The 24,105-nt window shown below is 53.6% G+C and carries 22 protein-coding genes; 12 read left to right on the top strand and 10 right to left on the bottom strand.

The features are described 5' to 3' along the window. The 4 genes from ACLD11_RS08930 to ACLD11_RS08945 form a co-directional block, all read left to right on the top strand. A partial coding sequence (locus ACLD11_RS08930; protein ID WP_411014799.1) for a sodium ion-translocating decarboxylase subunit beta occupies nt 1-964 on the top strand: 964 nt, incomplete at its 5' end. Nucleotides 965-1,082: 118 nt separating this feature from the next. Further along, nucleotides 1,083-1,781 (top strand): triphosphoribosyl-dephospho-CoA synthase, encoded by a 699-nt coding sequence (locus ACLD11_RS08935; RefSeq protein ID WP_411014800.1) that lies wholly within the window; start codon nt 1,083-1,085, stop codon nt 1,779-1,781. 378 nt (nt 1,782-2,159) lie between these two features. Then, nucleotides 2,160-3,239: a FecCD family ABC transporter permease gene (locus ACLD11_RS08940; protein WP_411014801.1), complete on the top strand. Its 1,080-nt coding sequence runs from the start codon at nt 2,160-2,162 to the stop codon at nt 3,237-3,239. Beyond that, nucleotides 3,239-4,015 (top strand): ABC transporter ATP-binding protein, encoded by a 777-nt coding sequence (locus tag ACLD11_RS08945; RefSeq protein WP_183059016.1) that lies wholly within the window; start codon nt 3,239-3,241, stop codon nt 4,013-4,015. The genes ACLD11_RS08940 and ACLD11_RS08945 overlap by 1 nt, the downstream gene beginning before the upstream one ends. Before the next feature lie 90 nt (nt 4,016-4,105). Here ACLD11_RS08945 and gpmA read toward each other — a convergent pair whose 3' ends face one another. The 8 genes from gpmA to modE all read right to left on the bottom strand — a co-directional run bounded on the left by gpmA (nt 4,106) and on the right by modE (nt 12,973). Then, nucleotides 4,106-4,858 carry a 2,3-diphosphoglycerate-dependent phosphoglycerate mutase gene (gene gpmA / locus ACLD11_RS08950; protein ID WP_000301554.1) on the bottom strand — a complete coding sequence of 251 codons (753 nt, stop codon included), beginning with the start codon at nt 4,856-4,858 and terminating at the stop codon, nt 4,106-4,108. Nucleotides 4,859-5,081: 223 nt separating this feature from the next. Then, on the bottom strand, nt 5,082-6,122 hold the full coding sequence (gene galM / locus ACLD11_RS08955; protein ID WP_000931426.1) for a galactose-1-epimerase: 1,041 nt from the start codon (nt 6,120-6,122) through the stop codon (nt 5,082-5,084). After that, nucleotides 6,116-7,264, bottom strand: coding sequence for a galactokinase (gene galK, locus ACLD11_RS08960; protein WP_411014802.1), 1,149 nt, complete (start codon nt 7,262-7,264; stop codon nt 6,116-6,118). Before galK ends, galM begins: the two co-directional genes overlap by 7 nt. A gap of 2 nt (nt 7,265-7,266) precedes the next feature. Beyond that, nucleotides 7,267-8,313, bottom strand: a complete 1,047-nt coding sequence (gene galT / locus ACLD11_RS08965) for a galactose-1-phosphate uridylyltransferase (protein ID WP_000187471.1) — start codon at nt 8,311-8,313, stop codon at nt 7,267-7,269. A 10-nt stretch (nt 8,314-8,323) separates the two neighbouring features. Beyond that, nucleotides 8,324-9,340: a UDP-glucose 4-epimerase GalE gene (gene galE, locus ACLD11_RS08970; protein ID WP_001265465.1), complete on the bottom strand. Its 1,017-nt coding sequence runs from the start codon at nt 9,338-9,340 to the stop codon at nt 8,324-8,326. Between the two features lie 222 nt (nt 9,341-9,562). Continuing rightward, nucleotides 9,563-10,471: a DUF2167 domain-containing protein gene (locus ACLD11_RS08975; RefSeq protein ID WP_000885520.1), complete on the bottom strand. Its 909-nt coding sequence runs from the start codon at nt 10,469-10,471 to the stop codon at nt 9,563-9,565. A 170-nt stretch (nt 10,472-10,641) separates the two neighbouring features. Beyond that, complete coding sequence (modF, locus tag ACLD11_RS08980) at nt 10,642-12,117, bottom strand: molybdate ABC transporter ATP-binding protein ModF (protein ID WP_411014803.1); 1,476 nt, start codon at nt 12,115-12,117, stop codon at nt 10,642-10,644. Nucleotides 12,118-12,184: 67 nt separating this feature from the next. Further along, entirely contained in the window at nt 12,185-12,973 is a 789-nt protein-coding gene (gene modE / locus ACLD11_RS08985) for a molybdenum-dependent transcriptional regulator (protein ID WP_411014804.1), read from the bottom strand. A gap of 128 nt (nt 12,974-13,101) precedes the next feature. Here modE and ACLD11_RS08990 point away from each other — a divergent pair, with 128 nt between their 5' ends. The 4 genes from ACLD11_RS08990 to modC all read left to right on the top strand — a co-directional run bounded on the left by ACLD11_RS08990 (nt 13,102) and on the right by modC (nt 15,941). Beyond that, nucleotides 13,102-13,251 (top strand): AcrZ family multidrug efflux pump-associated protein, encoded by a 150-nt coding sequence (locus ACLD11_RS08990; RefSeq protein WP_000891513.1) that lies wholly within the window; start codon nt 13,102-13,104, stop codon nt 13,249-13,251. Nucleotides 13,252-13,417: 166 nt separating this feature from the next. Beyond that, entirely contained in the window at nt 13,418-14,191 is a 774-nt protein-coding gene (gene modA / locus ACLD11_RS08995) for a molybdate ABC transporter substrate-binding protein (protein WP_001522982.1), read from the top strand. Beyond that, nucleotides 14,191-14,880 carry a molybdate ABC transporter permease subunit gene (modB, locus tag ACLD11_RS09000; RefSeq protein ID WP_183059012.1) on the top strand — a complete coding sequence of 230 codons (690 nt, stop codon included), beginning with the start codon at nt 14,191-14,193 and terminating at the stop codon, nt 14,878-14,880. The genes modA and modB overlap by 1 nt, the downstream gene beginning before the upstream one ends. Before the next feature lie 2 nt (nt 14,881-14,882). Next, the gene (modC, locus tag ACLD11_RS09005) at nt 14,883-15,941 is read left to right on the top strand and encodes a molybdenum ABC transporter ATP-binding protein ModC (RefSeq protein ID WP_079944594.1); all 1,059 of its coding nucleotides are present in this window, start codon (nt 14,883-14,885) and stop codon (nt 15,939-15,941) included. Here modC and ACLD11_RS09010 read toward each other — a convergent pair whose 3' ends face one another. Next, on the bottom strand, nt 15,942-16,760 hold the full coding sequence (locus ACLD11_RS09010) for a pyridoxal phosphatase (RefSeq protein WP_001748281.1): 819 nt from the start codon (nt 16,758-16,760) through the stop codon (nt 15,942-15,944). Nucleotides 16,761-16,923: 163 nt separating this feature from the next. Between ACLD11_RS09010 and pgl the strand changes: the two genes are divergently transcribed. Next, nucleotides 16,924-17,919: a 6-phosphogluconolactonase gene (gene pgl, locus ACLD11_RS09015; RefSeq protein WP_411011838.1), complete on the top strand. Its 996-nt coding sequence runs from the start codon at nt 16,924-16,926 to the stop codon at nt 17,917-17,919. Between the two features lie 113 nt (nt 17,920-18,032). On the opposite strand, the gene ACLD11_RS09020 is transcribed toward pgl, so the two are convergent. Then, nucleotides 18,033-18,965 (bottom strand): LysR family transcriptional regulator, encoded by a 933-nt coding sequence (locus ACLD11_RS09020; RefSeq protein ID WP_183059010.1) that lies wholly within the window; start codon nt 18,963-18,965, stop codon nt 18,033-18,035. Nucleotides 18,966-19,162: 197 nt separating this feature from the next. Between ACLD11_RS09020 and ACLD11_RS09025 the strand changes: the two genes are divergently transcribed. From ACLD11_RS09025 to ACLD11_RS09035, 3 genes are all read left to right on the top strand, one after another. Continuing rightward, complete coding sequence (locus tag ACLD11_RS09025) at nt 19,163-20,218, top strand: 4-oxalomesaconate tautomerase (protein ID WP_411014805.1); 1,056 nt, start codon at nt 19,163-19,165, stop codon at nt 20,216-20,218. Between the two features lie 82 nt (nt 20,219-20,300). Beyond that, nucleotides 20,301-21,734, top strand: coding sequence for an anion permease (locus tag ACLD11_RS09030; protein WP_411014806.1), 1,434 nt, complete (start codon nt 20,301-20,303; stop codon nt 21,732-21,734). 102 nt (nt 21,735-21,836) lie between these two features. Continuing rightward, the gene (locus ACLD11_RS09035) at nt 21,837-24,095 is read left to right on the top strand and encodes a hydratase (protein ID WP_411011835.1); all 2,259 of its coding nucleotides are present in this window, start codon (nt 21,837-21,839) and stop codon (nt 24,093-24,095) included. The last annotated feature ends 10 nt before the right edge of the window (nt 24,096-24,105 follow it).

Genomic DNA, 24,105 nt, shown 5'->3' on the forward strand with positions numbered 1-24,105 from the left:
GGTGGACATGGGCTACACGCCGGGGGTGCTGGCGTTGTTCTACAAAGTGGCGATTGGCTCCGGCGTCGCGCCGCTGGTCATCTTTATGGGCGTGGGGGCGATGACCGACTTCGGCCCGCTGCTGGCGAATCCGCGCACCCTGCTGCTGGGGGCGGCGGCGCAGTTCGGTATCTTCGCTACGGTGCTGGGGGCGCTGACGCTGAACTACTTCGGCCTTATCAGCTTCACCCTGCCGCAGGCGGCGGCCATCGGCATTATCGGTGGCGCGGACGGCCCGACGGCCATTTACCTGTCGGGCAAGCTGGCGCCGGAGCTGCTGGGGGCCATCGCGGTGGCGGCGTACTCGTATATGGCGCTGGTGCCGTTAATCCAGCCGCCGATTATGCGCGCGCTGACCACGGAGACGGAGCGCAAAATCCGCATGGTGCAGCTGCGCACGGTGAGCAAGCGGGAAAAAATCCTCTTTCCGGTGGTGCTGTTACTACTGGTGGCGCTGCTGCTGCCGGACGCCGCGCCGCTGCTGGGGATGTTCTGCTTTGGCAATCTGATGCGTGAAAGCGGCGTGGTGGAGCGTCTGAGCGACACGGTACAGAACGGGCTGATTAATATCGTCACCATCTTCCTCGGGCTGTCGGTGGGCGCGAAGCTGGTGGCGGACAAGTTCCTGCAGCCGCAGACGCTGGGCATTCTGCTGCTGGGGGTGATTGCGTTCGGGATTGGGACGGCGGCCGGGGTACTGATGGCGAAGCTGCTGAACCTGTGCAGTAAGAACAAAATCAACCCGCTTATCGGTTCGGCGGGGGTGTCGGCGGTGCCGATGGCGGCCAGGGTGTCGAACAAGGTGGGCCTGGAATCAGACGCACAGAACTTCCTGCTGATGCACGCGATGGGGCCGAACGTGGCGGGTGTGATTGGCTCGGCGATAGCCGCCGGGGTGATGCTGAAGTACGTGCTGGCGATGTAAATCTGTTCCTTTCCCGGAGGCGGCGCGTTGCGCCTGTCCGGGCTACCGGATTGCATGGATCTGTAGCCCGGACAGATGCGCAGCATCGCCTCCGGGAATGTCCCATAAGGAGACTTTGATGAATGAAACCATAGCATTTCGTCCGGAAGGCCGGGCGTCGACAAAAGATGTGGTTGTCAATTATACGCTGGCGTCACTGGACGAGCTTGAACAACTGCACCCGGCGCTGAATCTGCTGGCGCACCCGTCAATCGTCCGTGGCAGCCATGATTTCTTTGTCCGTTGTTATGACGCGGGCGTACAGCATGCGCAGGCCGGGGCGGCTGAAACGGTAGCGGTTTTGCCTGATTCGCTGCCACAAGAACGGCAAAGGAGCGGGCTGCTGTGTGCCGCAGCAGGTCGTCTGGATGCCCTGCGCCAGCCGATGACGCACAATCGTTTATGTGACCTGGCCAGTCAGTTCTGTGCTGGCATGGCAGATGTTGACAGCGAAACCCGCAGCGGTTTTTATACCGTGCGCAGCATATCGCTGCCGGTTTACCGGCGGCTGTTGCGGGATCAACATTCTCACAGTGTCTGCCTGCAGCAGGCTCTGCTGCACCTGCTGGCCTGGAAGAGCGATTCTCCCTGGGCGCGGCAGCAGGCGCAGCGGCTGCTCTGGCAGGGCGGCGTGCTGGGCGATAAAGGTGAGTTTGCGCTTATGACGCTGGATGATGAACTGCGGGAGCGCCAGATTGAGTGGCCCGGGCTATGGTCGCTGCTGGCCGTCACCGGGTTTCTGGCGAAATTCCCTGCCGGACCGATATTTGCTGACTGAAAAATGAGGACTGCTGACAATTATCTATTGTGTTGGCATTTCTGCGAGAGGCAGCTAGCGCTTTGCCTGACTTACGAAATGAGAATATCAACAGATTACGTACTTTTTGTAGGTCCGTGGTTGGAACATTGCCACCTGGTTACACGTTGTCAGCAGCCTCAAGCGTGGATGGCTCCACGCTTTTTTGTCTATGGAAAACCCCCAGCCAGGCCCTGTCTCTTGATCAGGAGATCTGATCAAGAGACAGGGCTATGCCGGAGGATATTTATTGGAAACCGATGAGATAGGCCACCGTGTCATCAATCGAAATATAAATAAATATATAACGAGATAATTCGGCGCTATAATTCTCCTCTGATTAATAACGTAGCCCGAACCATGACCTGTCAGGACAAATCACTTTTAGCCCCCGGTCTCGCTTCCACGCCCATCATTCCGCGCTATCGCCAGATCATACGCAAACGGGCCGTGCTCATGTTAGCTATTGCGCTGGCGATGATGGCTTCACTGATGGTGGATGTAACCAGTGGGTCTTCTGGTTTACCGCTCAGTGCGCTGTGGCAGGCCCTTTTCCAGCCGGAAAAGGTGAATGCGGGCATACACGTTATTGTCTGGGATATTCGTTTACCCTATGCCCTGATGGCCCTACTGGTAGGCATGGCGTTAGGGTTAGCGGGCGCCGAAATGCAAACCATTTTAAATAATCCGCTGGCGACACCGTTTACCCTCGGCGTATCGTCCGCGGCGGCTTTTGGTGCTGCGCTGGCGATTGTGTTGGGGATCGGTATTCCCGGTATTCCTGCCGCCTGGTTTATCCCGGCCAATGCGTTCATCTTTGCGCTTTTATCCGCGTTACTCCTGGACGGTATTACCCGTTGGACAGGCGTCGCCGCATCCGGAGTGGTGTTGTTCGGTATTGCGCTGGTATTCACCTTTAACGCGTTGGTCGCCATTATGCAGTTTGTGGCTGATGAAGATACGCTGCAGGGGCTGGTATTCTGGACGATGGGGAGCCTGGTCCGTGCGTCGTGGGAAAAATTGGGCGTACTGGCCGTGGTGTTTATTGCTGTGCTTTTTTGCGCGTTACGAAGCGCCTGGCAACTCACGGCATTACGTCTGGGCGAAGAGAGGGCGATGAGCTTTGGGATTCATGTCCGCCGTTTACGCCTGCTGTCATTGTTGCGTATCAGCTTGTTATCAGCGCTGACGGTAGCTTTCGTCGGGCCGATTGGTTTTATTGGTCTCGTTGCGCCGCACATTGCGCGAATACTTTTGGGGGAAGATCACCGTTTCTACCTTCCGGGCAGCGTGCTGATAGGCGGGCTGGTGTTATCGCTGGCCTCTATTGCGGCGAAAAATAGTATTCCGGGCGTCATGGTGCCGGTGGGGATTGTCACCTCGCTGGTCGGGGTTCCGTTCTTTTTAAGCATTGTATTGCGACATCGGGGGAGTCTCTGATGCGCGGGTTAATGCTCCGCTCATTTAGCGCCGGCTATTCCACTCAGCCGGTTATTGCAGATCTCAACGTTCCCTTACTGCCGCGCGGGAAAGTTACCATTTTGCTGGGGCCGAACGGCTGTGGTAAATCGACGTTACTACGTTCGCTGGCCGGGCTGAATAACGCCGACGGCGAGGCGCTGCTTGATGGCGAAGATCTCATGTCGTTATCGTTTGCCGAGCGGGCGCAGAAAGTTGTGTTTTTGCCGCAGTCATTACCGCAGGGCGTACATCTGCATGTACTGGAGTCGATTATCGTGGTACTGCGGGCATCAGGCGGCAGAGACAATGCGCAGGGCAGAGCGCAGATACTGGCTATCCTTGAGCAATTGGGCATAACGCATCTGGCGTTGCAGTATCTCGACCAGCTTTCCGGCGGTCAGCGGCAGTTAGTGGGTCTGGCGCAATCGCTGATTCGTCGCCCTGAACTTCTGTTGCTGGATGAGCCGCTCAGCGCGCTGGATTTAAACTATCAGTTTCACGTAATGGATCTCGTGCGTCGGGATACCCTGGCGCAAAATAGGGTGACGATAGTCGTGGCGCATGACATTAATATTGCACTGCGTCATGGTGACCATGTCCTGATGCTAAAAGACGGCAGGCTGGTCGCCAGCGGCGCGCCGGAGACGGTGATTACTGCGGAGCGTCTGGCTGAAGTGTACCGGGTACGAGGACGCGTGGAGCGCTGTTCGCAGGGTAAATTGCAGGTGGTGCTGGACGGCGTGATCGCTGTTTAAGACATATTGCCTGATGGCGCTGCGCTTATCCGGCCTACCCATTGCTCGTAGGCCGGATAAGGCAGTTATACCGCCATCCGGCAAAGGTGATTACTTCGCTTTACCCTGATTCGCCACGGCAGCCGCTTTCGCGGCGATCTCGTCAGCGTTACCCAGATAGTAATGTTTGATCGGCTTGAAGTTTTCGTCGAACTCATACACCAGCGGCACGCCGGTCGGGATGTTTAACTCAAGAATCTCATCTTCACTCATGTTATCCAGGTATTTCACCAGCGCACGCAATGAGTTACCGTGAGCGGCGATGATCACGCGCTCACCGCTCTTCATACGCGGCAGGATGGTGTCGTTCCAGTAAGGAATAACGCGGTCGATGGTCAGCGCCAGACTTTCGGTCAACGGCAGCTCTTTCTCGCTCAGTTTGGCATAACGTGGATCGTGACCCGGATAACGCTCATCATCTTTGGTCAGTTCCGGCGGCGTCACGGCAAAACCGCGGCGCCACTGCTTAACCTGCTCGTCACCATATTTTTCTGCCGTTTCCGCTTTATTCAGCCCCTGCAACGCGCCATAGTGACGTTCATTGAGTTTCCAGGATTTTTCCACCGGCAGCCACGCCTGATCCAGTTCATCCAGTACGTTCCACAGCGTATGGATAGCGCGTTTCAGTACGGAAGTGTAGGCAAAATCAAAGCTGAAACCTTCTTCTTTTAGCAGTTTACCCGCTGCTTTTGCTTCGCTTACGCCTTTTTCAGACAGGTCAACATCATACCAGCCGGTGAAACGGTTCTCTTTGTTCCATTGACTTTCACCGTGACGTACCAGAACCAGCTTAGTTACAGCCATACTCTCACTCCTATAAATCATATGTAATGATAATAATTCTCATTATATTGCCGCGAGGTGTTGGCGGCAATGCTTACGCATAACCATAGCGAAAATAGTGGCGCAGTGTAAGGTTCTTGTGAACTCAGAGTTGCGATTTTGTCTTTAAGTGGTGGAGGTTTGAGCAGGGCAATGGCGCGTAGGCCCGATAAGCTTGCGTCATCGGGCATGTAGCGGCATATCGTTAGAACGGAATAAACTGATACTCGGTCAGGCTGGCGTACTCCTCGCCAGGGCGAAGGATACAGTCAGGCTGCGGCCATTCAGGATGATTCGGGCTGTCCGGCAGCAGTTCGCTTTCCAGCGCCAGCCCTTGCCAGTCGGCATAAGGTTCCGGCCCGCGGGAAGGTGTACCCGCCAGATAATTGCCGGAATAAAACTGTAGCGCCGGGGCGGTGGTGTAAACCATCATTTGTAGCTTTCCATCCTGTGACCACAGACGGGCCGCCGGCTTTTTGCCATCACCCTGCGTCTGTAGCAGGAAAGCATGATCGTAGCCTTTAACCTTGCGCTGATCGTCATCGGCGAGAAACTCGTTGGCAATGACTTTTGGCATCCGGAAGTCAAACGAGGTATTGGCTACCGATTTTAGCCCCTGGCGTGGAATACCGGATTCATCTACCGGCAGATACTCATCCGCCAGAATTTGCAGCTTATGTTGGCGCACGTCGGTCCGATCGCCGTCCAGATTAAAATAGACATGGTTGGTCAAATTCACCGGACAGGGTTTATCGACCGTTGCCCGGTAGGTGATGGAGATTCTATTGTCATCGGTCAGACGATATTGCGCCGTGGCGCAAAGATGGCCAGGAAAGCCCTGGTCGCCGTCATCAGAGGTGAGCGCGAATAATACCTGGCGATCGTTCTGGTTCACAATTTGCCAGCGGCGCTTGTCAAAGCCTTCCGGTCCGCCGTGTAGCTGGTTCTCGCCCTGGCTTGGGCTTAACTGTACGGTTTCGCCGGCAAACGTATAGCGGCTATTGGCGATACGGTTCGCGTAACGGCCAATAGAGGCGCCGAGGAATGACGTCTGTTCAGGGTAGTGTTCCGGGCTGGCGCAGCCCAGCAATGCTTCCCGAACGCTGCCGTCAGACAGCGGAATACGGGCGGAAAGAAGAGTGGCTCCCCAGTCCATCAGCGTTACCACCATCCCTGCGCTGTTGCGCAGGGTTAGCAGGCGGTACGGTTGACCATCGGGGGCCAGTGCGGGCGTTTCATTTAGCACTGTCCTGCTCCTTGTGACGGTTTGCATACATAAAAGGTTTCTTTGATTCCGGTTTTCGCTTCGTACTGTTGCGCAACGGCCTGCTGCACAGCGGGAACCAGATCTTCCGGGATCAGCGCGACAACACACCCGCCGAAGCCGCCGCCGGTCATGCGCACGCCGCCTTGATCGCCGATGGTCGCTTTGACGATGTCTACCAGCGTGTCTATCTGCGGGACGGTAATTTCGAAATCATCGCGCATTGAGGCATGGGACTCCGCCATCAGTTGGCCCATACGTTGCAAATCACCTTTCTCCAGCGCGCTTGCCGCTTCAACGGTGCGCGCATTTTCGCTCAGTACATGGCGAGCGCGTTTTGCGACTACCGGGTCCAGTTCGCTGGCAACGGCATTGAACGCCTCAAGGCTGACATCGCGCAGGGCCGGCTGCTGGAAGAAACGGGCGCCGGTTTCGCACTGTTCACGGCGGGTATTATACTCGCTGCCCACCAGCGTGCGCTTAAAGTTACTGTTGATGATCACCACGGCGACACCTTTCGGCATGGAAACCGCTTTGGCGCCGAGCGTACGGCAATCAATCAGCAACGCATGATCTTTTTTGCCGAGCGCAGAGATGAGCTGATCCATAATGCCGCAGTTACAGCCGACAAACTGGTTCTCGGCCTCTTGTCCGTTGAGCGCAATTTGCGCGCCGTCCAGCGGCAGGTGATAAAGCTGCTGGAAGACGGTGCCCACCGCCACTTCCAGCGAGGCGGAGGAGCTTAACCCGGCGCCCTGCGGCACATTGCCGCTGATGACCATATCCACGCCGCCAAACGCGTTGTTACGCTGCTGCAGGTGTTTCACTACGCCGCGCACATAGTTAGACCACTGCTGGCTATCGTGGGTCACGATCGGCGCATCCAGTGAAAATTCGTCCACCTGATTGTCGTAATCGGCGGCAATCACCCGTACGGTACGATCGTCGCGCGGCGCACAGCTAATTACGGTCTGGTAATCGATAGCGCAGGGCAGAACGAAACCATCATTGTAATCAGTATGCTCGCCGATCAGGTTGACGCGGCCTGGCGCCTGAATCGTGTGGGTGGCAGGGTAGCCGAAAATTTCAGCAAACAGCGCGCGCGTTTTCTCTTTCAGATTCATTTTTATACTCCGGATTCGCGAAAATGGATGTCGCTGACCGCGCGCAGGCGTTCAGCCGCTTGTTCTGCGGTTAAATCACGCTGGGTTTCCGCCAGCATTTCATAGCCGACCATAAATTTACGGACGGTCGCAGAGCGCAGCAGCGGCGGATAAAAGTGCGCGTGCAACTGCCAGTGCGCGTTTTCTTCACCGTTAAACGGCGCGCCGTGCCAGCCCATTGAGTAGGGGAAGGAACACTGAAACAGGTTGTCATAACGACTGGTCAGCTTTTTCAACGCCAGCGCCAGAGAGTCGCGCTGCTCGTCGTTTAAATCGGTAATGCGCAGGACATGCGTTTTGGGTAACAGTAGCGTTTCGAACGGCCACGCCGCCCAGTAAGGCACCACCGCCAGCCAGTGTTCGGTTTCGACCACGGTGCGGCTGCCGTCCGCCAGTTCCCGCTGGACATAATCCACCAGCATTGGCGAACGCTGTTCGGCGAAATAGGCTTTTTGTAAACGATCTTCGCGTTCGGCCTCATTCGGCAGGAAGCTGTTGGCCCAGACCTGTCCATGCGGATGCGGGTTCGAACAGCCCATCGCCGCGCCTTTATTTTCAAAGACCTGCACCCACGGATAGGTTTTGCCTAACTCGGCGGTCTGCGTCTGCCAGGTTCTGACGATTTCCGTCAGCGCGGGCAGGCTCAACTCCGGCAGCGTTTTACTGTGATCGGGAGAAAAACAGATCACGCGGCTGGTGCCGCGCGCGCTCTGACAGCGCATCAGCGGATCGTGGCTGTCCGGCGCATCCGGCGTGTCGGCCATCAGCGCCGCGAAATCGTTAGTAAAGACGTAAGTCCCTTTGTAATCGGGATTTTTATCGCCGGTGACACGCGTATTGCCCGCACACAGGAAGCAGTCCGGATCGTGGGCCGGCAGCATTTGCTGAGACGGCGTTTCCTGCGCCCCCTGCCAGGGGCGTTTTGCGCGATGCGGCGAAACCAGAACCCACTGGCCGGTAAGCGGGTTATAACGGCGATGCGGATGATCGATGGGATTAAATGGGGTCATAACAACATCCTTAATCTGGGTATCCCTGCGGATGGCGTGACTGCCAGTGCCAGGTGTCCTGCGCCATTTCGTCAAGCGTGCGGGTGACGCGCCAGTTCAGCTCGCGATCGGCTTTGCTGGCATCTGCCCAATACGCCGGGAGATCGCCGTCGCGACGCGGCGCGAAGTGGTAATTAATGGGTTTACCGCAGGCTTTACTAAAGGCGTTGACCACATCCAGGACGCTACTGCCGACACCCGCGCCGAGGTTATAAATATGTACGCCGGATTTGTCCGCCAGTTTTTCCATCGCCACGACGTGCCCGTCGGCTAAGTCCATAACGTGAATGTAATCGCGTACGCCGGTGCCATCCTCGGTCGGGTAATCGTTGCCGAAAACGGCGAGCGATTCGCGACGACCCACGGCGACCTGGGCGATATAGGGCATCAGGTTATTCGGAATACCTTGCGGATCTTCTCCCATGTCGCCCGACGGGTGCGCGCCGACCGGGTTGAAATAACGCAGCAGCGCAATACTCCACTCCGGCTGGGCTTTTTGCAGATCGGTGAGGATCTGTTCTACCATCAATTTACTTTTGCCGTAGGGGCTTTGCGGCGTGCCGGTAGGAAAACTTTCGACGTAAGGAATTTTGGGCTGATCGCCATAAACGGTGGCGGAGGAGCTAAAAATAAGGTTTTTAACGTTGGCCGCACGCATGGCGCTGACCAACCGTAGCGTACCGTTGACGTTGTTGTCATAGTACTCCAGCGGCCTGGCGACCGATTCGCCGACGGCTTTCAGGCCGGCAAAGTGAATCACGGTATCAATCGCGTGATCGTGCAGAATTTCGGTTATAAGCGCTTCGTTGCGAATATCGCCTTCGACAAAGGTCGGGTGCTTACCGCCCAGACGTTCAATAACGGGCAGCACGCTGCGCTTGCTGTTGCAGAGGTTATCGAGGATGACGACGTCATGACCATTTTGCAGCAATTGTACGCAGGTATGACTTCCAATGTAACCGCTACCACCTGTAACCAATACTCTCATAATTCGCTCCGTTAAGCCTATGGTATGGAATAACCATAGCATAACAAAGATGCGAAAAGTGTGACATGTAATAAATTAGTGGAATCGTTTACACACTGGTGATTTTGCGCATTTATATCAATTAAATGATTACAAATCATCTGGCTTGAGAATGCTTCTGCTTTTTATCCGAAAAAAAGGCGCGTTACGCGCCTGGGAATGAAACGGCCGGGGCAGGAGCTGTCAGTCTTTTTTACGCGAGAGTAGCTTCCTGGCGAGCGCCCCGACAGCGACGACGCCGATGGCGGTCACTTTCCAGAACTTAAGCAGCGCGATACCGAGCATAGCAAGCAGACCTACTTTTTTGGCCGCGATACCGCCAATCAGCGCGGCGAGCCCATACTCCGCTATTTTGTCCGTTGATTCGTTGAAGTCAGCGTAGCGTTGTCCAGAGTTGAACTTGACGGAACTGAGAATTCTTTTCGCCAGAGGGATTTCGTGGTCAACAGAACCTCTGTCGGTCACCAGATTTAAAGAAAAATAACCTTCACGTCCCAGCAGATAGGTGTTGTAGTTCACGCCTTGTTCATTCAGTGGTTCGTTGGTGCCGATATCCTGGATGGCGGCGGACCAGATCAGACGATGATTGGTTGCATCGTAGGTAGGCTTCTCGATCCAGCCAATAATTTCTATCGGCTCAATGCCTTTTGCAATACGATCTTTATTCGCTTCTTTTGTGCCTTTGCGCAGGTTATCCATTAATTCATCGGCATCCCAATTTTTTGCATCATCATCTTTTACATAACCAGAATCATCATATTCGATAGAAATAAATCCATTCATTTCCTTTTTAAATACGAGACCGTAAAAATATTCATCGTCAACATAGTTACCAATTTCACGCATAAATACCGCCGCTTCTTTTGCGGGTATCCAGGTAAATCCTTCCGGCAGATTAAGCGTGGCTTTATCACCTAAACTAATCTTTGTCGGACCCGCAACGGCAGCGCGGCTCATGCCTTCAACAGCGACCTCAACGGCGGTTTTACGCGCTTCCTGCGCAGCGGTCGGCTTTTGCTCAGCATAACTGCCGGGGCAAAATAACATGGCTGCCAGTAAAAATAGTATTATTTGTGGAAAACGAAAAGCCATAATGAATCCCTTATATTCACATACGACATCATTGTCGAAAATTTCAGGATTATTATGACAATGAGGCGGTCAGCGATTCAAGAGATAGTAAGCTTATCGACCGTTATTATTATTCTTAATAAAAGGAGAGTGGTTCCAGAATGGCGCGCGGCGCCATTCTGATAATACATTTAATTATTGCATCGTCCGGAAACGTACTTATAACGTTCGCCCTCTGGTACAAATTCCAGTCGGTGGGTAATACAGGCAGGCGCATCCTCTGCATGATGGGAAACGAACAGCAGTTGAGTCTCTCCCTGGCGAATTAATACATCCACAAAACGGCGTACCAGTTGGCGGTTCAGCGGATCCAACCCTTGCAGCGGCTCATCCAGAATCAACAATGTCGGATGTTTAACCAGCGCGCGCACGATCAGCGCCAGCCGCTGCTGTCCCCAGGAGAGACTGTGGAAGGGGGCATCCGCCGTACGCTTATCGATTCCCAGAATATCCAGCCACTGTTGCGCCAGTTTTCGTTGCCTGTCTGAAACGGCCTGGTAAATGCCGATAGAATCGAAATAGCCGGAGAGAATGACATTGCGCACCGTGGTACTGACGCGGTAATCCAGATGTAAACTGCTGCTGACGTAGCCGATATGTTTTTTGATATCCCAGATTGTTTCGCCGCTTCCTCGCCGCCGCCCGAACAGCGTAAGATCGTTGCTGTAGCCTTGCGGATGATCGCCAGTAATAAGGCTAAGCAACGTAGACTTACCCGCTCCGTTAGGACCGACGATCTGCCAGTGTTCGCCCGGATTGACTCGCCAGCTTAGGTGGTGGAGGATAGGGCGATCGTTATACGAGACTACGCCATCGTTAAGTACGATCCGTGGTTCGCCATCGGGTAACGCATGGCGGGCGGAAGGTTCGTCTGGTTCGGGTAATTGTACGTCGGTCAGACGCTCGCTGTGCGCGAGTTGAGCGACCAACGCCCGTTGCAGCAACTCTGTCGTCGTTCCGGTTTCCGCCAGCGTACAGTCGGCAAGCACGCCGGCAAACTGCACGAAGTCCGGGATTTCATCAAAACGGTTGAGTACCAGCGCCAGGGTAATGCCCGCCTGGTTCAACGCCGTCAGGCGTTGCGCCAGTTGTTGACGGGCGGTCACGTCAAGCCCGTCGAACGGTTCATCAAGGATTAATAACTCCGGCTCAGACATCAGCGCCTGACATAGCAGCGCTTTTCGCGTCTCGCCGGTAGAAAGGTATTTAAAACGCCTGTTGAGTAAAGCGGAAATGCCGAACTGCTGCGCCAGCATCGCACAGCGGGCAGGATGGTGAACATCATCCTGAATAATTTCCGCGGTAGTGCGCCCGGTATCGTCTTCGCCAGGACTGAGCATATCGGTGTTATTACGTTGCCACTCATCGCTGACCAGCTTTTGCAATTGTTCAAAGGACAGACGCGTAATGCGGGTAAACTGACACTGGCGCTCGCCTGTTAATAACGGCAGTTCACCCGCCAGCGCGCGGGCGAGCGCCGACTTCCCGCTCCCGTTAGCCCCAACGAATGCCCAGCTATCGCCCGCATTGAGCGTCAGCGAATCCAGATGAAGTGTTTTTGTATCGCTCAGACGAAACGTGCCTTGCGAAATTTGCAACGATGACATTTTGCATCCCATTTTTTGCAGCGATGAATGACAGGGATACGTCTTTCGGCAACGGATGTCAATGTGCTTAGCACAACGTTGCAATAATCACTCTGTCCGCATTAAACCAGGCAATCACGTCATCGCCTTCCTTTAACGTGGCGGCATCCGCAGTCGGTATCGTGGCGCACAGCGTCTGGCCGTCCGGCAGCGCCATCAACACTTCACACTGTTCCGCGCCGCGCTCGATATGGCTGATCGTTCCCGACAACTGATTGTCAGCGGCGCGCGCAACGGCTGCATCCCGGGTAATGCCAACCCACGGCGCTTTTAGCAGGATCAGCACTTCTTTACCTTCCTCCAGGCCGAGACGCTCGCCGCTTTGCGCCGTCAGCGCGACTTTGAGCCGCGTTTTGCCGTCGGCCAGCAGCACGTCGACATGCTGTTGCACCTGATCGCGATCGCGGGCGGTAATGGTGCCGAACCACTGATTTCGGGCGCTGGTTTGCAGTGAAAAGCGGGAGATAGCGGCCAGCAGACTGTCAAGCGGCAGGGCGTCATCGTCGCTTAACACATCGAACGCTTTTTGCTGAATTTGGCCCAGCAAATCGTAAAGCTGGATCAGACGCTGGCCATAGCGGGTTAATATCGCGCCGCCGCCGCCTTTGCCGCCCGTTGCGCGTTCAACCAGCATATGTTCGCTAAGCTGGTTCATGTCGTTTATCGCATCCCAGGCGCTCTTATAGCTGATTCCCGCGTCTTTCGCGCCCTGACTAATCGAGCCGGAAAGCGCAATGTGTTTCAGCAGAGAGATACGTCGGGGATCGGCAAAAAGCTTTTGCTGAAGTTTCAGGGTAAGAAGGATTTCGGCCTGCATAACCAGCTCCTGGTAAAAAGACTATTGTGACTGAAAAGCGCGTCAGCGCAAAGCCGACCGCACAAAAGGGGAGTGCTTTTCTGTGTGATGCGGTTAAAATACAAAAAGGACTATATCTGGAGTTGCCCATGTTAGAGTTATTAAAAAGTCTGGTATTCGCCGTCATCATGGTACCGGTAGTGATGGCCATCATCCTCGGTCTGATTTACGGTCTGGGTGAGGTGTTCAACATTTTTTCCGGTATCGGTCAGAAAGACCAGTCCAGACAGAACCGCTGATTTCCCCAAACGCCCGCTCAGTCGGGCGTTTTTGTTACTCAAGATCCTGCTTTTCCTGCCGATATTTTCTGTGTTTAATCGTTAATGGGTATGAATAACCGCTGGGAAACCCCTGAGATTATCGTTATATTGTCGTTTACATAACGAAACGCACAAGGAGTTACAGATGGCGCATTCCTGGTTACGCCTGGTCGCAGGGGCGACATTATCTTTCGTCATCGCTGGTCATGCGCTGGCGGATGAAGGCAAGATCACCGTATTTGCCGCCGCGTCGCTAACGAACGCGATGCAAGACATTGCGGCAGAATATAAAAAAGAGAAAAATGTGGATGTGGTCTCCTCATTCGCCTCCTCTTCAACGCTGGCGCGCCAGATAGAAGCGGGCGCGCCGGCGGATCTGTTCATCTCTGCTGACCAGAAATGGATGGATTACGCAGCCGATAAAAAAGCGGTGGATACCACGACGCGCGAAACATTGCTTGGCAACAGCCTGGTGGTGGTGGCGCCGAAAGCCAGCGAGCAGAAACCGTTTACCATCGACAACAAAACGGACTGGATTCGTCTGCTGAACGGCGGGCGTCTGGCGGTGGGCGATCCGCAACACGTACCGGCGGGAATTTATGCCAAAGAAGCGCTGCAAAAGTTGGGCGCATGGCAAACGCTTGAACCGAAACTGGCGCCGGGCGAGGATGTGCGCGGCGCGTTGGCGCTGGTCGAACGTAACGAAGCGCCTTTGGGCATTGTATACGGTTCTGATGCGGTCGCCAGCAAGGGGGTTAACGTGGTGGCGACGTTCCCGGAAGATTCACATAAAAAAGTAGAATACCCCATCGCTATCGTGGAGGGGCATAAAAATGCGGCCGTCAGCGCGTTCTATGATTACCTGAAAGGACCGCAGGCCTCGGCAATTTTTAAACGTTATGGATTTACGACGAAGTAATGATACTGACCGATCCAGAATGGCAGGCTGTCCTTCTTAGCCTGAAAGTGTCTTCCCTGGCCGTGCTGTTTAGCCTGCCGTTTGGGATCTTTTTTGCCTGGTTACTGGTGCGATGCCGGTTTCCGGGCAAAGCCTTACTTGATAGCGTCCTGCATCTGCCGCTGGTGCTGCCGCCGGTGGTGGTCGGCTATCTGCTGCTGGTGTCGATGGGGCGACGCGGATTTATTGGCCAGTGGCTGTATGACTGGTTCGGTCTCACGTTTGCCTTTAGCTGGCGCGGTGCTGTGCTGGCGGCGGCGGTGATGTCCTTCCCGCTGATGGTGCGGGCTATTCGGCTGGCGCTGGAGGGGGTGGATATCAAGCTTGAACAGGCCGCCAGAACGCTGGGCGCCGGGCGCTGGCGCGTTTTTCTGACTATCACCTTACCGCTTACCCTGCCGGGCATTATTGTCGGTACGGTGCTGGCGTTTGCCCGTTCGCTTGGCGAATTTGGCGCGACCATTACCTTTGTTTCCAATATTCCGGGCGAAACCCGCACCATACCTTCCGCCATGTATACCTTGATTCAGACGCCTGGCGGGGAGAGCGCGGCGGCGAGGCTGTGCGTGATTTCGATTGTATTAGCGTTGATTTCGCTGTTGATTTCTGAATGGCTGGCGCGGATGAGCCGTGAACGGACGGGGTGCTAACCATGCTGGAGCTTAATTTTTCCCAGATGCTGGGAACGCACTGTTTAACCCTCAACGAAACGCTGCCAGCCAGTGGGATCACGGCTATCTTTGGCGTCTCCGGCGCGGGAAAAACCTCTCTGATTAATGCCATCAGCGGTTTGACTCGCCCGCAAAAAGGACGCATCGCGCTGAATGGCCGGGTGTTGCATGACGCGGAAAACGGTATCTGTTTAACGCCGGAAAAGCGCCGCATCGGTTATGTTTTCCAGGATGCGCGCCTGTTCCCCCATTACAAAGTCCGCGGCAATTTGCGCTACGGCATGGCGAAAAGCATGACCGGCCAGTTTGATAAGCTGGTGTCGCTGCTGGGAATTGAAGCGTTGCTTGATCGCCTGCCGGGGAGCCTGTCCGGCGGAGAAAAACAGCGCGTAGCGATAGGCCGGGCATTGCTCACCGCCCCGGAGTTGCTGCTGTTGGACGAACCGTTGGCCTCGCTGGATATCCCGCGAAAACGCGAATTACTGCCGTACCTGCAACGGCTGGCGCGAGAAATCAATATTCCCATGCTGTATGTCAGCCATTCTCTCGATGAAATTCTCCACCTGGCGGATAAAGTCATGGTGCTGGAGGATGGACAGGTTAAAGCGTTTGGCCCGCTGGAAGAAGTCTGGGGAAGCAGCGTTATGCACCCGTGGCTGCCGAAAGAGCAACAGAGCAGTATTCTGAAAGTCAGCGTGCTGGAGCATCACCCGCATTATGCCATGACCGCTCTGGCGCTTGGCGACCAGCACCTATGGGTAAATAAACTCAATCAGCCGCTGCAATCCACACTGCGTATTCGTATACAGGCGTCGGATGTCTCGCTGGTACTACAGCCGCCGCAGCAGACCAGTATCCGCAACGTATTGCGGGCAAAAGTGGCGAATTGTTATGACGATAACGGACAGGTGGAAGTCCAGCTTGAGATAGGCGGCAGAACGCTGTGGGCGCGAATAAGCCCGTGGGCCAGGGATGAGCTGAATATCAAGCCTGGCCTGTGGCTTTACGCGCAGGTGAAAAGCGTTTCTATCACCGCCTGACTATAGCAGGTGGGTGTAAATAAATTTGGCGATGCTGTCGGTAGTGTTATCGCCGATCACGACGTCAGCGCGCGCTTTCACCGCCTCATCGGCGTTGCCCATCGCAACGCCGGTGCCTGCCGCCTCCAGCATACTGATGTCGTTGTAGTTATCGCCGAAAGCGATCACATTTTTCATTGACCCTCCCTGCGCTTCTATCCACTGGGTAAGGCGCTTGCCTTTACTGTTGCCTTTGCGCGCAATATCCACCTGATCGTGCCATGACCATTCGCACTCCAGGCCAAGCGCCTGTTCAACATGCTGACCGAACCGCTGTAGCCTGGGAATATCTTCATCGGTAAGCGCAAACTTCCACACGGCATTCACGTCGCGCGCCGCCTGCGCCAACGAAGAGACCTGTGTAAAGGTCGGACGTTGCTCCGGCGGCAAGGTTTGCGCCCACCGGGAGGTACGCACGACGTGACCGGTTGGGTGTTCGTAAAGCATAGCGTCATCAACATACATCAGGCCGTGAATCTGATGCTCATCCAGTAAATCAATCAACTGCAACGCCTTATCCACGGGCATAGGATCGGCATCCAGGACAGTTTTAGCTTGATAATCATACAAATAGGTGCCGTTGCAGCAAATAGCAGGTGTTTCCAGCGCCAGCGCCTGATAAAAAGGATGAATAGCAACGTGATGGCGACCCGTGACAATGATAAGTTGAAAGCCCGCCTCTTTGGCGCGTGATAGCGCGTCAAGCGAGGAGGGGAGTAAGGTTTTATGCGGGGTTAATAACGTTCCGTCTAAATCAAGGGCAATCACGCGTGCAGTCATAATTTTTTCCAGATTAAGTGTAATAATTCCGTCTGTCGGCATGGTACACCGGGACGGTAAGCAGACAAAATTCTGCGTCTGAATTCAGCATTCGCCGTCAAAAGCGACTACGTTAAGCTGTGTCCTGTTATTGCAGCTACATGCTATATGCAAAGGAGTATTCATGAAACAAACAGTCTATACCGCCAGCCCTGAGAGTCAGCAAATTCACGTCTGGAGCCTGAACCACGAAGGGACGCTGACGCTGGTGCAGGTCGTGGATGTGCCCGGTCAGGTTCAGCCGATGGTGGTCAGTCCGGATAAACGCTACCTCTATGTCGGCGTGCGCCCGGAGTTTCGTGTCCTGGCGTATCGTATTGCGCCGGATGATGGCGCGCTGACGTTTGCCGCCGAATCCGCCCTGCCGGGTAGCCCGACCCATATTTCTACCGATCATCATGGTCGTTTTGTCTTTGTCGGATCGTATAACGCCGGTAATGTCAGTGTGACGCGCTTACAGGATGGCCTGCCGGTTGAGCTGGTGGATGTGGTGGAAGGGCTGGACGGCTGCCACTCGGCAAATATTACGCCTGATAACCGTACCCTGTGGGTGCCGGCGCTAAAACAGGATCGCATTTGTCTGTTTACGCTAAGCGATGACGGCCATCTGGTGGCCCAGGAGCCGGCGGAAGTAAATACAGTTGAAGGGGCAGGCCCGCGTCATATGGTCTTCCACCCGAATCGACAATATGCGTATTGCGTCAATGAACTGAACAGTTCGGTGGATGTCTGGCAGCTTAAAAATCCGCATGGCGAGATAGAGTGCGTGCAAACGCTGGATATGATGCCCGCCGATTTTTCCGATACCCGCTGGGCGGCGGATATTCATATTACGCCGGATGGACGGCATCTGTATGCCTGTGACCGCACCGCCAGTCTGATTACCGTCTTTAGTGTCTCCGAAGATGGCAGCGTACTGAGCGTTGAAGGCTTCCAGCCGACGGAAGCCCAACCGCGCGGCTTTAATATCGACAACAGCGGGAAATACCTGATTGCTGCGGGTCAAAAATCACATCATATCGCGGTCTATGAAATTACGGGCACTCAGGGGCTGCTGACGGAAAAAGGCCGTTATGCCGTCGGCCAGGGGCCGATGTGGGTTGTGGTGAACGCGTTCTAAAGACGCTGTGTGCCGGAGGGCGACGGCCTGTTGCTGTAGGCCCGGTAGGTGGCTGCGCCACCGGGCAATCCGGCATGGGCCGCCACGTAGCGCGCGAAAGCCGCCATCCGCCGTTATTGCTGCGGTTTGGCAAAATGCGTCCAAAGGTTGTCTTTGCCATCGGCCCAGACATTTAACAGCAATGAGAAAAAACGCTCCGCCGGCGGCGAAAGCATGGCGTCTTTCCGGCGAATAATGCCCAGAGTGCGCCTGATCACCGGTTCTATCAGGGGAATGCCAATGAGCGTAGGATGCGGTGCCTGCGGCATTGCCAGTCCTGGTAATGCGGAAATACCTAAACCTGCCTCTACCAGACCAAGCGAAGTGGATAAATGGCGAACCTCGTAAAACCACTCCAGCTTCCAGGGCTTATCCGCAAGTTGCTGCTCAATTAACAGGCGGTTGCCGCTTGAAGCGCGTACGCCTATCAGAGTGTGATTGACTAATTCCTGCCATTCAACCAGTTGTCTGGAAGCTAACGGGTGATCCCGTCGGCAGGCCAGAACAAACGGTTCATTTACCAGCGGGGTAAAATCAATCGCGGAATTTGTGATGCTATTCATATTTATGCCAAAATCCGCCTCTTTGCAGAGTACGGATTCCATACAATTATTGGTGCCTTTTTCAAGTATCCGTACTTTAATGTTGGGGTATAAAGCATTAAATTTGCCAATCGCGAGCGGTAAAAAATAGAAAACGGCGGTTGGAATACAGGATAGTGTAATTATACCGTGATGGTAATTATTGAGTTCACGAACATTAAAAATAGTTTCATCCAGTCTTCTGATTAATTCACGCGCTTCGGGTAACAACATTTTTCCCGCTTTTGTTAATGTTACTTTACGCGTAGTTCTCTCAAAAAGGAGAGTATGTAAATCATCCTCCATGTTTTTTATTCTGCGAGTTAATGCGGGTTGCGTAATATTGAGTAATTTAGCTGCTTTGTTAAAAGAGGTAGTCTCCGCCAGAGCGACAAACGCTTTCATACTTGATAGTTCGTGTTTCATTATAACTCCAGCATATAGAAATAATGTTGTCCCATTATCAGACGCATAGCGGGTATTGCAGAGAGTGTACCTGCCGTGTCTGGCTTTTGATTAATAAAAAAAGCTGATTAATCACATCACGAAAGTCATTAGCCTCGCCATTTTTTACATGCAACCATAGTCACAGCAAAAATAAGATGATGATTAAGGATTGTGTTATGAAAAAAATACCCTGTGTATTAATGCGAGGGGGAACCTCCAGAGGCGCTTTTTTATTAGCGGAACATTTACCCGAAGATAAAACCCAGCGAGATAAAGCGTTAATTGCAATTATGGGATCGGGCAATGCGTTAGAAATTGACGGCATTGGCGGCGGGAATCCGCTGACCAGTAAAGTTGCGATTGTCAGCCGTTCGGATGATCCGCAGGCGGATATTGATTATCTTTTCGCTCAGGTCGTTGTACAGGAGCAACGCGTCGATACCACGCCAAACTGCGGCAATATGCTTTCCGGCGTCGGCGCATTTGCTATTGAGCAGGGGCTTATTACCGCGACGTCGCCGGTCACGCGAGTGCGCATACGTAATGTGAATACCAATACCTATATTGATGCCGATGTGCAGACGCCAGGCGGCAGGGTTACGTATGAAGGCACTACGAGAATCGATGGCGTGCCGGGAACGGCAGCCCCGGTAATGCTTACGTTTTTGAATGCCGCAGGCGCAAAAACCGGCACCGTTTTCCCCACCGGATGCCGTATCGACTATTTTGATGGTATCGCCGTTACCTGTATGGATATGGCGATGCCGGTGGTCGTCATTCCCGCTGCCAGCGTAGGGAAAACAGGCTACGAGTCGCCTGCGGAATTAGACAGTGATACCGAATTTTTACGCCGTATTGAATCTATTCGTCTACAGGCCGGTAAAGCAATGGGCCTTGGCGATGTCCGTTCCATGGTTATTCCTAAACCTGTACTTATTTCTCCTGCACAATATGGCGGCACAATCAGTGTACGCTATTTTATGCCGCATTCATGTCATAAAGCGCTGGCGATTACGGGCGCTATCGCCATTGCCAGCAGCAGTGTTATTGACGGTACAGTGACCCGGTCGCTTACCACAGATAATGGCTACGGCAATATAACTATTGAACATCCCGGCGGCTGTCTTGATATTCATTTAAACAATGATGGCGATACTCCTGATTCCATTCGGGCGGCAGTCATTCGTACCGCAAGAAAAATCTTTTCTGGCGATGTCTATCTCCCGGAATAATATAGGCACATTGCGCTGGTATCAAAATGGTAGAGCCGACACGATTCTATATTTGATATACGGAAATATCAGGATATATAAAATGAAGCGAAACTCTTTATGGAAGCTAATAATGATATTAGCTATCCCTTGTATTATTGCCTTGCTGCCGGTGCCGACTGGGTTAAGCCAGTTGGCGTGGGTACTCTTTGGTATTTATCTTGCTGCAATAGTGGGATTAGTCATTAAACCTTTCCCGGAACCCGTCGTTTTATTAATGGCGGTCGCGGCGTCGATGGTTGTCATCGGTAATTTAGGCGGCGGCGCGTTTAAAACCTCCAGCGTATTGAGTGGTTATGCCTCCGGGACAACCTGGCTGGTATTTTCCGCCTTTACCCTGAGCGCCGCGTTTGTCACTACCGGGCTGGGCAAGCGTATCGCCTACCTGTTGATTGGTAAAATCGGCAATACCACATTAGGTCTGGGTTATGTTACCGTTTTTCTCGATCTTGTCTTATCTCCGGCAACGCCGTCTAATACGGCGCGGGCGGGTGGAATCGTATTGCCGATTATTAATAGTGTTGCGGTAGCGCTAGGGTCTGAGCCGGAAAAAAGCCCGCATCGCGTGGGTCATTACTTGATGATGTGCGTCTATATGGTGACGAAAACCACCAGCTATATGTTTTTCACCGCCATGGCGGGAAATATCCTGGCGCTGAAAATGATCAACGATATTTGCCATCTGCAATTAAGCTGGGGCGACTGGGCGCTGGCGGCAGGGGTGCCAGGAATAGTTATGCTATTGGCGACACCGCTGGTGATTTATATGATGTACCCTCCGGAGATAAAAAAGGTCGATAATAAGATCATTTCCAGAGCCGGGCTTCAGGAATTAGGGCCGATGCAGGCGCGGGAAAAACTATTATTAGCGATTTTCGTTCTGGCGCTCCTCGGCTGGATTTTTAGCAGCTATCTGGGTATTAATGAGTCAGCCGTCGCCATTGTGGTGATGGGCGCTATGCTGGTGCTTGGCGTCGTGACCTGGGATGACGTAGTAAAGAATAAAGGCGGCTGGAATACGTTAATATGGTATGGCGGTATCATCGGTCTGAGTTCATTATTGTCAAAAGTTAAATTTTTTGACTGGCTGGCGGAGTTGTTCAAAAATAATATCTCATTTGATCATCATGGTAATGTTGCTTTCTTTGTTATTCTCTTTATGAGTATCGCCGTGCGTTATTTTTTCGCATCCGGCAGCGCCTATATTGTGGCAATGGTGCCGGTATTTGCGATGCTGGCGAATGTGTCTGGCGCGCCGCTTATGTTAACCGCCCTGGCGTTGTTATTTTCTAACTCTTACGGCGGCATGGTGACGCATTACGGCGGTGCCGCCGGACCGGTTATTTTTGGCGTTGGCTATAATGATATAAAATCATGGTGGCTGGTGGGCGCTGTACTGACTATTTTTACCTTCCTTGTTCATATTACCCTGGGCGTCTGGTGGTGGAAGCTATTAATAGGCTGGCACGTGCTATAAGTAAATTATCTCTCTTGCGTTTAAAAAATATTATTGACTGTCATTATTCATGGCGGCGGTACGTTAGCGCTGCGGGAAAGCGATAGCCAAATGGAGTAAGTCATGGTTACGTTATATAAAAAAGGTATTTATCTGTCAGGAAATGAGGTTATTGCAGAAGAGCAATATGCCGGACCAGTCGATAAAACACAGGCTAAAAAAGGCACTATTAGCTGGTCAATCCTCGCCTCGCATAATACGTCTGACAATATGGACAAACTGAAAATTAAGTTTGATTCATTAACCTCACACGATATTACCTATGTGGGCATTATTCAGACGGCAAAAGCGTCGGGGATGGAACGCTTTCCCTTACCTTACGTTTTGACCAATTGCCACAACGCGTTGTGCGCTGTCGGTGGAACCATTAACAGCGACGACCATATGTTTGGTTTATCGGCGGCGCAGCGGTATGGCGGCATTTATGTGCCCCCGCACATTGCCGTTATTCACCAGTATATGCGTGAGATGATGGCCGGCGGTGGTAAAATGATTTTGGGCTCCGACAGCCATACACGCTATGGCGCGCTGGGAACGATGGCGGTAGGCGAGGGCGGCGGCGAGCTGGTTAAACAACTGCTGAATGATACCTGGGATATTGATTATCCCGATGTGGTCGCCGTGTATCTGACCGGCAAGCCGGCGGCGTATGTAGGGCCGCAGGATGTCGCGCTGGCGATTATCGGCGCGGTGTTTAAAAACGGTTACGTCAAAAATAAAGTGATGGAGTTTGTCGGTCCTGGCATCCGTCATCTTTCTACCGATTTTCGTAACAGCATTGATGTGATGACCACCGAAACGACCTGCTTGAGTTCAGTCTGGCAAACGGATGAGGAAACCCGAAGCTGGCTGGCGTTGCATGGGCGCGAGCAGGATTATCGCTCGCTACATCCGCAGCCGATGGCCTGGTACGACGGTTGTATTTATGTCGATCTTAGCGCTATCAAACCGATGATCGCGCTGCCTTTCCACCCCAGCAACGTCTATGAAATCGATACGTTAAATGAAAATCTGGCGGATATTCTTCGCCAGACGGAAATAGAATCGGCGCGCGTGGCGCACGGACAAGCGACACTCTCACTGGTGGATAAAATTGAAAACGGTCGTTTAAAAGTGCAGCAAGGGATTATCGCTGGCTGTTCCGGCGGTAATTATGAGAACGTGATTGCCGCAGCCAATGCCTTACGTCATCGTTCATGCGGTAATGACGCGTTCTCGCTTGCCGTTTATCCGTCTTCCCAACCGGTGTTTATGGACCTGACGAAAAAAGGCGTTGTGGCGGAGTTGCTGGGCGCAGGCGCGATAATCAGAACGGCATTTTGCGGTCCCTGTTTTGGCGCTGGCGATACGCCTGTCCACAACGGACTGAGCATTCGTCATACCACGCGTAACTTCCCGAACCGGGAAGGATCGAAACCGGGGAATGGACAGATGTCCGCCGTCGCGCTGATGGATGCCCGCTCCATTGCCGCAACGGCGGTGAACGGCGGCTATTTAACGTCAGCGGCGGAATTGGATTGTTGGGATAATGTGCCGGATTATGTTTTTGATCCTACGCCGTACAAAAATCGGGTTTATCAGGGATATGTAAAAGGCGTGACGCAGCAGCCGCTTATTTATGGACCCAACATTAAAGACTGGCCGGAGTCAGGCGCGCTGACAGAGAATATTTTGCTCAGGGTCTGTGCGAAAATTCTTGATGAGGTGACGACCACCGATGAGCTGATCCCCTCCGGCGAGACCTCCTCTTACCGCTCTAATCCGGTGGGGCTGGCGGAATTTACCCTCTCGCGCCGCGATCCGGACTATGTTGGCAGAAGTAAAGCCGTCGCCGCGCTGGAAAAACGGCGACAGGAAGGCGAGATCGCCGAACTGGCCCCGGTGTTTGCGTGTATTCAGCAGATTGCCGGTCAGGAAAACGTACGCCCTGAGACTACTGAGGTAGGGAGCCTGATTTATGCCGTCAAACCGGGGGACGGCTCGGCGCGGGAACAGGCGGCAAGCTGTCAGCGAGTGATTGGCGGTCTGGCGAATATCGCGCAGGAATACGCCACCAAACGCTACCGCTCGAATGTGATCAACTGGGGAATGCTGCCGCTGCAAATGAAGGAGACGCCGAATTTTACGGTGGGGGATTATATCTATATTCCGGGCATTCTTGCGGCGCTGGAGACCGCACATCCTGCCGTGACGGGATATGTGATTCGCGATAATGCGCTGGTCGAGGAAATTGCGCTGTATATAGAAAATTTGACCGCTGAGGAGCGGGAAATCATTAAGGCGGGATGCTTGATTAATTTCAATAAACATCGCTTGCAGTAAAGCCACGGGC

Source organism: Salmonella sp. 741265116_PST, from assembly GCF_046567715.1.
GTDB classification, from domain to species: Bacteria; Pseudomonadota; Gammaproteobacteria; order Enterobacterales; family Enterobacteriaceae; genus Salmonella; species Salmonella enterica.